Below are 12,394 nucleotides of genomic sequence, written 5' to 3' on the forward strand. Positions count from 1 at the left end.
AGTAAGGCGGCACCCCCCATGGCTTATGGAGGCGCCGAAGGATGGAGAAATTACAGCTGATTTTCCATCGGATTCTCTCCGCCGGAGGGAGAGGCGAGGTGAAGTTTCCCTTTGATCCACTCGCGAATCCGCTGGAATGCGGCGTAGAGCGCCGGGGTGAAGACGATGCCGATCAGCGTGGCGACCACCATGCCGGAGAAGGTGGTGATGCCGATGGCGCGGCGGCTGCCGGAACCGGCGCCGGTGGCGATCACCAGCGGGAAGACGCCGAAGAGGAAGCTCCAGGCGGTCATCAGCACCGCGCGGTAGCGGAGGTTGGCGCCGTTCATCGCGGCTTCGTAGACGTTCTTGCCGCTCTCGCGTTCCTGTTTGGAGAACTCCACCATCAGAATCGCATTCTTGGCGGCGAGTCCGATCAGCATCACCATGCCGAGCTGCGCGTAGATGCTCATGGTTTCGCCGGTGATGAGCAACCCGAGCAGAGCGCCGACCACTGCGAATGCGACGGTCAGCATCACCGGAACCGGAATCGTCCAGCTCTCGTACTGTGCGACCAGAAAGAGGTAGGCGAAGAGCAGCGCCAGCGCCATCAGCCAGAGGATCTGCCCCTGGTTCTGTTTCTCCTGATAGCTGAGACCGGTCCACTCCACATGGTAGTTGGAGGGCAGTTCCGTCCCCTCTACCAGTTCAAAGAGCCGCTGAGAACTGAAGCCGGGCGCCGTCTGCGCATTGAGCTCGGCACAGCTCATTTTGTTGTGGCGTGTGATCTGGCTGGGGCCGACCATGTAGCGGAGCGTGCCGAGTGAACTCAAGGGAACCATTTCGCCGTCGTCGTTCGGAACCTGGATCTCGCGGACGTTGTCCAGCGTGGCGCGGTTGTCCGCGGTGGACTGAATTTTTACTTCGTAATTGCGGCCAAGGAAGGTGAAGTCGTTGACGTAGAGCGACGCAAGTTTGCTTTGCAGCGTCGAAAAAATCGTTTTGGTGGAGACGCCGAGCGTCTCGGCTTTTTCCCGGTCGATATCGAGGAACAATTGCGGAGTGTCCGCATTGTAGGAGGTCATGGCGTACCGGGTCACGGGATTGCTGGAGAGTGTCATCGCAAACTTTCGCGCAATTTCCGAGAGCTCCCCCGGATCGATGTCACCGATGCCGCAGAGCTTGAATGTGGCGCTGCCGGTTGCGCCGAGCCCCATGATCGCCGGCGGCGTGAACGCAATGACGGTCGCATCGCTGATGGTCCGTGTCTTCTCCTGAATCTGCGTCATGATCGCATCGATCTGAAGTTCCGGCGTTTTTCGCTGATCCCAGGGAGCCAGCCGCAGGATGCACATCGCCACGTTTTCCCCGGAGCCGGACATCATACTGCGCCCGGAGATCACCATGGAGGAGCGGATTCCCGGAATGTCGGCGATCCGCGCGAGGAACTCCTTGAGCACCGCGTCGGTGCGGTCAACCGAGGCCCCCTGCGGCAGTTCGATGTTGCACATGATCTCCCCTTTGTCCTCCGCGGGGAGGAAGGAGCTTTCGATCCTGCCGTTGAGCAGCCAGATGGCGACACAGACTCCGGCGAAGAGAATCAGCGTGAGCAGTGCCCGGCGGACCAGAAAGGCGACGAAAAAGCTGTAGAGTTTCCGGCTGCCGTCCAGCACCCGGTTGAAGGGGCGGAAGATCACCGGCACATGACCATCCGGCTTGCGCAGCAAAACGGCGCAGAGCGCCGGGCTCAAGGTCATCGCCACGACGGTCGAGAGGCAGAGCGCGATGCACATGGAAACCGCGAACTGCATGTAGATGTTTCCGACCATGCCGCCGTAGAAGGCGAGCGGCGCGTAGCAGGCGACGGTCACCAGCGTGGTCGCGATGATCGCGCCGGTGATCTGGCTCATGCATTTAAAGGCGGCCTCCCGGGGAGTAAGTCCCTCGCGTTCCATCAGCGCCTGGCAGTTTTCCACCACCACGATCGCGTCGTCGCAGAGGGAGCCAACCACCAGGATCAACCCGAACATGGTGAGCACGTTGATGCTGTAATCGAGTGCGTACAGAAACGGAAAGGTTCCGAGCAGCGCGACCGGAATCGCGATCGAAGGCACCAGCGTCGCCCGCCAGTCCTGCAGAAAGATCCAGGTGATCAGCACCACCAGCAGCAGCGCCGAAACCAGTGTGGTGACAATCTCCTTCATCGAAACCTGAATGAACTCGGTCGGATCGTAGGCGACGGAACAGGTGACGCCTTCAGGAAGCAGTTTTTCCCATTTTGCAAGCTCTTCCTTGACCAGATTGACCGTGGAGAGGGCGTTGGCGTCGGGGGCGCGGTAGACGCCGAGGCCGACCGATTCCTTTCCGTTGAAAAGGCTGGTTCCCTCATAGGAGCTCGAGCCGATCTCGACCCGGGCGACATCCTTCAGGCGGACGATGCTGCCGTCGGTATCGTGGCGGATAATGATGTTGCCGAACTCTTCGGCCGAGGTCAGACGGCCTTTGACGTTGAGTTTGTAGTTGACGTACCGGTTGGAGTGTTCGGTGCCGATGGAGCCGGCGGCGGCCTGCAGGTTCTGCGACTCCACGGCGGTGGTGATGTCGGAGGTGGAGATGCCGAGGCCGGACATCCGCAACGGATTCAGCCAGATGCGCATTGAGTACTCCTGCGAGGACATCACTTCCGCGGAGGAGACGCCGTCGATCCGGCTGATTGCATCCTTGATGTTGGAGTCGACATAGTTGTTGAGCTCCATCAGATTCATTTTCTTGCCGTCGGTGAGGAAGGCGAACATGGCGAGAATATCGCCGCCGCGTTTCTGCACGCTGATGCCGTTTTTGGTCACATCCGACGGCAGTTTCACTTCGGCGCGTTTGACTGCGTTCTGCAGGTTGACCAGTGCGATATCGGTGTCGGTACCGCTCTGAAAGGTCACCTGACAGGAGTAACTGCCGGAGTTGTCGCTGGTGGAGGAGAAGTAGAGCAGATCGTCGACACCGTTGATCTCGTCTTCGATCGGCATGGCGACGGTCTGGGTGATGACTTCGGCGCTGGCCCCGGGATAACTGGCCGATACGTGCAGCGTCGGCGGAGTGATCTCCGGATACTCCGCGACCGGGAGTTTGCCGAGGGAGATGACGCCGGTCAGCACCATGACCAGACTGACGACGAGCGCCAGCCGGGGGCGTTCAATGAAGATAGCGGAAAACATGATCTTATTTCTCCTTGTCGAATTCCGGTTCCACGGTCATTCCCGGCAGAACTTTGTGGGTGCCCTTGGTGACGACGATCTCATCTTTTTTCAACCCGGAGAGGATCATCTGCTGTTCAGCGGTGGCGTTGCCGGGAGTGACGTAACGCTTTTCCACCTTGTTCGCCGCGTCCAGAACATAGACGTAGGAGCCGTTCGAATCGTGCATCAGCGCCGACGGAGTGACGGCGGGGAGCATTTTTCCGTTGGCGCGGAAGAGAGTTACCGTCAAGGTGTTTCCCATGACAAGTTTGCGTTCTTCATTCGGGAAGCTCGCGTAGATCTGGATGGTGTCGGTTCTGGCATTGGCTTCGTTGTTGAGCAGTTCGATGGTGCCGCGTTCGGGAAATTGGGACCCGTCGGCCAGCTTGACCTCGACGCTGCCGTTCTGCATCAATTCCCGGTGGGAGCCGAACATGCTGAAAAGGTCGGCGACGCTGATGGAGAAGCGGACCCGCATCGGTTGGGTCTGGATGATGGTGAGCAGTGTGCCGGAATTGGGCGTGATGTAGTTGCCCGGCGTATAGGCGGTGACGCCGACGATCCCCTCCTGGGGGGCGGTGATGACGGTGTTTTTGAGGTTGTCCTTTGCGGTGATAAGTTCCGCTTCGGCGGAGAGCAGGGCGGCCTTGGCGGCGCCGAGGGTCGCTTTGGCACTTTCGAGCGTGTCGAGGCTGGTTGCCTGCTTCTCATACAACAGGTTGAGCCGGTTGTAATTGCTCTGGGCGTAGGTGAGTTCCGCCTTGCGCTTTTCGATGCTGGCCTCGGCTCCCTTGACGGCGGCTTCGTATTGGACCGGATCGAGTTTGTAGAGCATCTGCCCTTTGCGGACGACTCCGCCGTCTTTGAAACCGACTTCGAGGATTTCGCCGGAGACCCGCGGAACGATGCTGACGACGGAACGGGAGACCACCTGTCCAGTATAGTGCCGGATGTCATGGTCCTCCGCTTCGACAACCTTTTCCGCGCCGACGACCGACAGCGCGGCTGCTTGACCGGGGCCGGCGGCGAAGAGGGGAATTGATAGGCTGCAGACTGCGGCGCACAGCATTTCTCTGAACAGATATTTCATTTTGCTCCTCCTGGCGTTGCAACAGAGTGAATACCCACGGCCCAACGGCGGGCACGGGATTGACCGCCCGGTGGAACTTCGACAAAACTCCAACCGGCTTACATTTCATGTAACGTTCCGGGAGGAAGAATATTGTATCGTCGCACCTCCTTTTCGAAAAAATACGGAGATGGAACATCTGCAGAATTTGAATTTTTCAATAGTGGATATATATTGATATGTCACGTGACATATCAAGGAGGAGTGCATGTCGATTCGCAAGGTTACCGCACAGGATGTGGCGGAACGGGCGGGGGTTTCCCGTTCGCTGGTTTCGATGTATCTCAACCGGAATCCGAAGGTGTGGATCTCGGAGGAGACGAAACGGCGGATCGACGAGGCAATCCGGGCGCTCGGGTACCGTCCAAACCGGGCGGCACAGTTGCTGCGGGGCGGCAGAAGCCATGTCGTCGGCGTGATTCTGGGGCGGATTTCCGGACCGGTCGCCTCCTGTTTTGCGGAATCCCTGATGACGCGGCTCGAGGATGCCGGCTATCGCGTCATTCTCGGCATCACCCGGTATGAACCGGCGCGGGAACGGGAACTTCTCGAATCCATGATGCAACTCGACGTCGATGCGCTGGTCTACACGCTTCACCCGGAATATGTCGAAGAACCGTTGCGGCGCTGTGCCGCCGCCTGTCCGGTTTTTCTCACCGAATACCATCCGGGGCATCCGTTCCACTGTGTCCGATATGATTTCGGGGGGGCGTTGATGGAGGCGATACGATTCCTCGCCGGGCGCGGCGTGAAACGGGTCGCGCTGCTCACCGACTCCGGCGGTTACGGCGAACGGGAGTTCCTGTCGGTGCCGGAGGGGAGGGGCGCGGGCATGCGGTTCCGTTCGTTCCGCTGCGGTACGGCGTTGCGGCCGGAGACGGGGATCGTCGCCGAAGTGCAACGGTTTCAGCCGGAGGCATTGATCTCTTTTGCCGGAATCGACGGCGGAACTCTCCGGGAACAGCTGGGCGGTTCCCCGCTCTGGATCGACTCCTGGAGTCTGCCGTTTATGCCTCTTGCCCGATCGGATGGATCGATCGTGCCGGGGTTTCAGGAGTATGTCGGGCTTCTGGCGGAAGCTCTTCTTGAGGCGATGGGCGATCCCGGCGGAGCAACGCGCGATTTGCTTGCTCCGGTTCGTTTTCTCGTGCCGGAGGAGCGAACGGCGGTCCGGGAAGCGATGAACAACGATCCTTTTTTTCAAACACTGGGACAGGGGGCAGTCACATGGCAATGTCGATGAATTCCGTTCAACCGATCTGGGGTGCTTCTGCGAAGGAGGCGTTTTTGCGGCGCCGTTTTCAGCTGGTGGCGAGGCCGCGCCGCGCTGTGCTGCGGATTTTTTCCGACACCGGATACGAGCTCTTTCTCAATGGACGGCTGGTCGCGGTGGTCGATGAGTGGAACAACACCCGCGATTACGAGGTCACGCCGTTTCTGCACGCGGGGGAGAATCTGGCGGCGGTCCACGTTCTCAACCACTCCGGGCACCGGGGATGCTCTCTGGAGCTCTGTTGCGACGGCGCGGTTGAGCTGATTTCCGACGGGAGCTGGCGCGCGTCGGATTGTGAGAAGTGGGGGTGGATTCTGCCGGAGTTTGACGATCGCGGCTGGGCCGGGGCGCGGATTGTGCCGCTCCAGTATGCGGGATTGCCGCAGTGGCGGGGACATGCCGGGGATCATCCGGAGCGGGTGATCCCCTGTCTGCAAGGTTCCCCGTTTTTCGTCGGGGAGATTCCGAAAGCGGTCGATTCGCCGTTTTTCCGGATGCGGGAAACGGCGGAGGATGTTCCGCCGGAGTTGGCAGACATCGTCGGCGACGGTTATCGCAACAGCTGGAATGCCCGCCCCGCGCCGTTTGCGGAAGTGGCTGCCTATCCTCTGGTGGCAGGGGCTGTCGCCGGTGTGGAAGGCGTGTTTCAGCTGGAGAGCTCCGGCCGGTATGAGGGGCCGTTTTTTCTGCTCGACTTCGGGGCGGAGACGGTCGGATTTCTGCGGTTCCGCTGTGCGTCGCCGAAGGGGGCCCGGCTCCGAATCCGCTACGGGGAGAGCCTTGCGGAGTGTCTCGCCGAACCGGCCCGGGATCAGCTGCTTTACCGGATGCTGAACGAGGAGGTTATGCTCGGCGCGGGCGTGCAGGAGTATGAGAGCCGGCAGCGGGTGGGATTTCGTTTCGTTCGAATCGAACTCTTCGACACGCCGCAGGGGGCGGAGCTCTCCGGATTCACGGTGCGCGCCACTCTCTATCCGGTGTCGTACCGCGGTTACTTTCACTGCTCCGACCCGTTGCTCAACCGGATCTGGGAGGCGGGGCGGAAGACTCTTCACCTCTGCATGCAGGAGTACTATCTCGACGGCGTCAAACGCGACCGTTTCCTCTGGGTCGGGGACACCCGGGCGGAGGCACTTTACAACTACTACCTCTTCGGCGATCAGGAGTTGTTCCGCTTCTCCTGGGAGGAGATCGCCTCGGTGCAATATGCCGACGGGGCGATTCCGTCGGCGATGGGGGAGGGTTCTTCGATCCTGTGGGACTATGTCGCCTGGTGGGTGATCGCGTTTCACGACTACCGGCTGTTCACCGGGGACGATGCGTTTCCTCTGCGGCTGCGGGAGAATCTCTTCGCCGCAGTCGACTGGCTCTCCGCCCGTGCCGGGGAGGATGGATTGATCGACATTCCGGAAAACCCCATGCCGAGCTGGATGATCGTGCTGAACAAGGTGTCTGGCCACTCTCCCTATTTGAACTGGCTCTATCTGCGGGCGCTCCGGACCGCGCTTGAAGTGGCGATCCTTGCGGATGAACCGGAACGGATTTGCCATTACCAGACCCTCGTCGAACGGACGGAGGTTGCAGTGGAGAAGCTGATGCGCGAAACATCGATCTTCGAGGAGCCGGGCATGCGGCGCTCCTCCACCAGTCTGTATGAACTTCTGGAACTTCTTTTCGCCCGGGGGGATAGCCGGGAGGCGCTCGAGGTGATCCGCCGTGAATGGGGAGCGCATCTCGATGCCGGTGCGGATACGCTCTATGAGGGATTCTACGCTTCGCCGGGGAGGTATCCGGTCGTAACGGATCCGCAGGCCCGGGCGCTGTATGTCAGCTTCTGCCACGGCTGGACCGCCGGGCCGTGTGCGCTGCTGCCGGCGGAGATCGCCGGAATCAAGCCGCTGGAACCGGGATTCCGCCGCATCCGGGTGGCGCCGAATCCGGTGGATCTCGCGGAGGTGGAAGCGGTGGTGCCGACGCCCCATGGCGAGATCGCGTTTGCGCTCAACGGTTCGGAACTGCGTTTGCTGGTGCCGGAGGGGACGACCGCGGAGCTGGTTCTGCCGGGAGGGCCGACCCGCACGCTCTCTGCCGGCGTGCACCGTGTCGCGCGCTGACGATCGGGGCACATCGGGCAGAAATTCCAGTGGAATCTTTTATCGGGCAGCAGGTTCCATGCTGTCGCGGTTCTGCTCCAGATAGAGCCCGGCGTATCCGGCCGGAATCACCATTCGATGCCGGAAAAAGCTCACCGTGCCGGGGTGCCCCGGAACTCTCAGCGACCGCTCTTTGTCCAGCCGCGGCCGGAGCGGGTCGCGAATGTCCAGCACCGTGATTTCGCCCGTCCGGCGATTGGAGAGAACCAGCGTATCTTCCTCCACCGAGGGGATGCCGCCGAGTTTCACACCCGGCACCCTGACCCGCTGCCAATCGGCGGGGAGGCCGCCCTGATTGGCTTCCAGCAGATAATAGCCGCCGTTCGCAACCGCCAGACAGCGTGTTCCCAGACTTGCCGCGCCGTCCAGATGCGAGGCGAAGCGGAAGCGTTTCCCGTTTGCCGGAACCGGTTTCTGCCCCGAAAGGTCGTACCAGGCGTAGCCGCTGTGATGCCAGTTGAAGAACAGATAGCGGCCGCCCACCAGCTGATGGGTCATGAGATCGGAATAGACGATTCCGACCTGATTGTGGCGAAACACCTCCTTGGCCTTTTTCGGGTCGGAGAGGTCGAGGAAGAAAATCGTTGCTCCGTGGTCGGAGACGATGACCAGATCGCTTCCTTCCGGCGCCCAGACCTGCTGGCAGCTTCGCCCCCACGGCATGGGAACGGCTGCCTTCTGTTGGAGAACGCCGTTCGGAAGAATTTCATAGACCCCAAGTCCATCAAGATCTTCCGCCACATACAAGGTGTTGCCGCGGACCTTTGCGTCGAAGGCGAAATGTTGCGGATAGTGTTGCAGTGGAGTGATTTCCCCCTCTCCGAGCCGGACGCTGTGAATGCCGTCATCCGAGGTGGCCAGAAAGGCGACATCGCCGGAAATGGCCGCCGCCCGGACCATTCCCGCCGGGCGATAACCGGCAAATCCTTTCGGCGTCGGAAATTTCTCCGAAACCGCCTTCGCCGCCGGGATCGACTCCTCTTTGCGCGATGCGGCAACACCCGGCAGCTCCGCAAGATAGAGGCCGGTCTTGATTCCGGTCAGATAGACGACGCCGTCTCCGACGGCCAGACTGCTTACGGCGTCTGCCAGACGGGAGTTGAGCAGCAGTTTGCCGTGGGCATCATACCGCTTCGGCTCGATGACCTCTTCCAGCCGGGCATGTCCGACGCAGAACGGTTTTGCCGGATCGGCGATGTTCAGAACGAAAAATCCGTTATGGGTGTCGGCGCAGAACGCGTAGTCCCCGGAAACCCGCACACTCCAGTAGTCGTTGCCGAGATTGTAGAAACGGGGAAAGGAAAAACGGGAAAGTCGTTTGGGGTGAAACGGATCTTTGACATCCCACACTTCGAGACCGTGCCCGTTGCCCGGTCGATCCTCCGCCGGACCGGATTTGCGATGATGCCCGGTCGAGGCGAAAACGAGAGTGTCGCAAACATCCAGTCCATCGCCGTAGCCATCCAGCTGCAACGTCCCCTGTGGAATCAGTTGTGCCGGGTTCGAGGCGTCCGCGATCAGGATTTGGCCCGCCGCCCAGTCGCCGATGAACACCCGATTGCCGTAAACTTTGATCGACTGCGCCTCGCGGGTCAGCAGATTGCCGAGATGACGCGGGCGGCGTGGATCGGAGAGATCGACCGTCTCCACACCGTAAACGCGATTGCTGACATAGGCGTATTTCGGCGTCAGGTCGATGCCGGTTGCCAGTTCGACGGAGTGATAGCGGCTCAGAAGCTCCGGACGGGCGGGATTGCGGAGATCCACGAACGCGATTCCGTTCTGGCGGCCGGTTACCGCGGCGATGCCGTTCCGGATCGCCAGCTGGCGGGAACTTTTCAGAACCCGGAGCTTCGAGAGCAGTTTCGGCGCATCCGGGGTTGTGACGTCAAACGCGAACAGGGTGCCCCGCGAACCTGCCACATAAAGGGTGTTCCGGTACAGTTCCGCCGCCATTGCCCCTTCCGTCACGCCGGGAATCCGTTTCAATGGAATCGGTTTCCCGTATTCGGCCCCGGCGACGGATACGAGCCCGCAGAGGGAGAAACAGAGTATCGCGAGTTTCATTTTGCTTTTGCGTGCTTGTCTCTGGTTCATCTTCAATACTCCAGTCGAAGGTTGCGGAAATGTTTGACCACTTCGGTCTGGCGACCGGGGAAGAGGACGAATCCGGTGAGTGCGGAGACATTTTCCCCGCGCAGCTCCTTGAGCGGAACTTCGAACTCCATCCAGTGGTCGCCGTCGCGGTTGGCGGTGCAGTTGCTGATGATTCCCAGCGAGTGCATATAGAGTCTCGCATGAGAGCCGGGAAAGACCATGGAGAGCCAGCTTAACTGGTGTTTTTTACCGGTGGAATCCCGATCCAGCCGGACAGAGCCGCGCAACATCGCCCGGTCGATCTTTTCCGGCGTGTCGAACAAGGGATGCGGTTTCCCGTCGCGTGTCGCGAACTCCACGTAGCCCTGGTCAGAGCGGAATTCATCCCCGAACCAGCCGTTGCGCGCGTCCGGCTTCGGCTTTTTCAACACCGGGAAAAGCTCCTTGAACGAAACCGAATGTGCATACTCCCGGGTGAAGATCGTCTCCAGCGCGGAGATGGCGCAGATCACTGCGGTTCCATCCCCTCCACAGGAGAGAAGTTCCAGATTGGCAACGTTTTTTGACGGGAATGGATTCGGCAGTTCGTAGAGGAAGAATCCATAACGTTCCTCATCGCTCCATACAGCGGTTTTCCGCAGCGCGGCGGGATTGGCGTCGATCTTCCAGTCGCCGATCTCCACCCCTTTTACGGCGGTCTTCTCCTGAATCGAGCCGTCGGCATAGCGGATGCGGTACTTGAGAACCGCATCGCCCGTTTTGCCGCCGACGCAGGTCTGCAGGATGGCGAAGTCGCCGCATTTCCGGCCGACCGGAACGGTCACCTGGGCCGGATATTCCGGATTGCGCTTCGAACGCAGGGCGATGCAGCTGCGGTTGTCGTTGAAATCGAACCGGATGATGTCGAAGAAGAGGTCGCCGAACCGCTGCGTGTGGAACGGCACGTTGCTCAGATAACGATGGTTCGAGTCGACGAGCGCGGAGTCGGTCGCCCACTTCTGGGCGTTGTCGAAGCCGGAGTTCGCCACCGCCTTGAGGTCGAGCGGAAACGATTTGCGGAACGGCGCCCGCAGACGCTCTTTCCGGACGAGTTGTTCCGTCTCTTTGCGGAGCTGTTCCGGGGACTTCTCCGTCGGCGCGGGGAAGCGTTTCATCCACTTCGCCTTGTCGCCGGCGACCAGCACACGGCACTCGCGATTGCTCAGCCGGACGGTCACAAAACCGTTTTCAACAGGGTAAAGTTCTCCGGAAACCGGTTCGAACACCGTGTCGTGAATTCCCGGCGCCGCGATGCGGAAACAGCAGCTTTCCCGGTTCTGATTGAAGAGCAGATAGCCGTTCAACTCCCCGTGCGCGGTCCGCTTGCGGAAGGGGAACACTTCGATGTTGGGCATCGGTTCCTCCTGATCCGGTTTGAGCACCGTGGCGTAAGGCCGGATGTCGCACTGTTTCAGCAGCGGGTCGAGAACCGCGGTGAGCGCATAGTCGCCGATGTCGGCGTTGAGGAACCACAGTTCCCCCTTGCCGAACCGCTTTCGCAGAACGGCCGGCGCACCGTTCAATGTGCCGCGCACCTCCCAGCCGGGAGCGGTGGAAATCTTCCATTTGAGCGAGGCGGGGATGTCGAACTCCGGAATCCTGCCGTACATCTCCCGCTGCGGAGTGCGCCGGAAATCGATCAGGGGATCGGCAAAGGGGACTCCGTATTCGCTTAGCCGGAACTCTCCGCCCATGGCGACGAGGATGCCGCCCTTGTCAAGATACTGTTTCAGTTGCTTGTTCGTCTCCTCGCTGATGTGAGTGACGTCGCCGAGAATCAGAATTTTGTAGCGATCCAGCTCCGCCGCCAGATTCTCCTCGAAGACGCCGGCAAAGTCGACGTGACGGAAGTGGAGCGCGGCGAGGAACGGCAGTGTGGCGAAGAGACAGGGGGCCTGATTTCCGGTGATTCCGGTGACCCGCAGCGTCGGATAGGAGTAGAGAAAAGCGACCTGCGGCGCGAAGAGTTTGTTTTTCCGGTCGAGAAAGAGGTCTGAGATCGGCTCGAGTGCTTTGCGGAAGCGCGGAATCGCCTCCAGCTCCTGTGGCTGCTGCACCCCGGGGTTGAGCAGGGCGAATTTCGGCATCCGTTTCCCCGGCGGCTCCATGCCGAACCAGCTCCAGAAGAGCACTTGCTGTCGGCCGAGGGCGAGTTCCCGCCAGAGAACCGCCTGAAAGTTATCCGCCTTGTTTTCCGCGATGTACGCTTCGGTGTTGAGGTAGACCTTGTCCTTCGCCAGCGGGTAGTAGAGGGCGTGGCGGAGCAGGGCGATTTTGAGATTGCGGGAAACGGCGAGCGTCTCCCGGAACGGGGTGGCCGCATTGTAATCTTCGGCGGCATCGAAGCAGAAATTCCCGGTGCCGGGGGTGATGGCATCCATGCGCGACTGCAGTTCAAAGATGTTGCAGCCGTGCGCGATGCTCATGGCGTGTTCCCCGCCGAGCAGCTGGAGAATGACCGGTTTCCGGTCGATCGACCGGACGAGTTCCC

The 12,394-nt window shown here is 60.6% G+C and carries 6 protein-coding genes; 2 read left to right on the forward strand and 4 right to left on the reverse strand.

Annotated features, from left to right (window positions below):
- Window positions 1–50: 50 nt before the first annotated feature.
- Both ACMLHG_RS13020 and ACMLHG_RS13025 read right to left on the reverse strand, forming a co-directional pair.
- The gene (locus ACMLHG_RS13020; RefSeq protein WP_417170764.1) at window positions 51–3,191 is read right to left on the reverse strand and encodes an efflux RND transporter permease subunit; all 3,141 of its coding nucleotides are present in this window, start codon (window positions 3,189–3,191) and stop codon (window positions 51–53) included.
- 4 nt (window positions 3,192–3,195) lie between these two features.
- The gene (locus ACMLHG_RS13025) at window positions 3,196–4,302 is read right to left on the reverse strand and encodes an efflux RND transporter periplasmic adaptor subunit (RefSeq protein WP_417170765.1); all 1,107 of its coding nucleotides are present in this window, start codon (window positions 4,300–4,302) and stop codon (window positions 3,196–3,198) included.
- 247 nt (window positions 4,303–4,549) lie between these two features.
- On the opposite strand from ACMLHG_RS13025, the gene ACMLHG_RS13030 reads away from it, so the two are divergent.
- Window positions 4,550–5,584: a LacI family DNA-binding transcriptional regulator gene (locus tag ACMLHG_RS13030; protein WP_417170766.1), complete on the forward strand. Its 1,035-nt coding sequence runs from the start codon at window positions 4,550–4,552 to the stop codon at window positions 5,582–5,584.
- On the forward strand, window positions 5,569–7,728 hold the full coding sequence (locus tag ACMLHG_RS13035) for a family 78 glycoside hydrolase catalytic domain (protein WP_417170767.1): 2,160 nt from the start codon (window positions 5,569–5,571) through the stop codon (window positions 7,726–7,728). Before ACMLHG_RS13030 ends, ACMLHG_RS13035 begins: the two co-directional genes overlap by 16 nt.
- Window positions 7,729–7,767: 39 nt before the next feature.
- Here ACMLHG_RS13035 and ACMLHG_RS13040 read toward each other — a convergent pair whose 3' ends face one another.
- Entirely contained in the window at window positions 7,768–9,834 is a 2,067-nt protein-coding gene (locus tag ACMLHG_RS13040) for a hypothetical protein (protein WP_417170768.1), read from the reverse strand.
- Window positions 9,835–9,866: 32 nt separating this feature from the next.
- Window positions 9,867–12,394, reverse strand: a 2,528-nt coding sequence (locus ACMLHG_RS13045; protein ID WP_417170769.1) for a hypothetical protein, incomplete at its 5' end; no start/stop codon positions are given.

Origin of the sequence: Victivallis sp., assembly GCF_048170485.1 — a bacterium.
GTDB lineage: Bacteria > Verrucomicrobiota > Lentisphaeria > Victivallales > Victivallaceae > Victivallis.

Coding starts and splice junctions, on each gene's coding strand:
- ACMLHG_RS13025 (WP_417170765.1), bottom strand. CDS start 4,302: ATGAAATATCTGTTCAGAGAAATGCTGTGCGCCGCAGTCTGCAGCCTA.
- ACMLHG_RS13030 (WP_417170766.1), top strand. CDS start 4,550: ATGTCGATTCGCAAGGTTACCGCACAGGATGTGGCGGAACGGGCGGGG.
- ACMLHG_RS13020 (WP_417170764.1), bottom strand. CDS start 3,191: ATGTTTTCCGCTATCTTCATTGAACGCCCCCGGCTGGCGCTCGTCGTC.
- ACMLHG_RS13035 (WP_417170767.1), top strand. CDS start 5,569: ATGGCAATGTCGATGAATTCCGTTCAACCGATCTGGGGTGCTTCTGCG.
- ACMLHG_RS13040 (WP_417170768.1), bottom strand. CDS start 9,834: ATGAAACTCGCGATACTCTGTTTCTCCCTCTGCGGGCTCGTATCCGTC.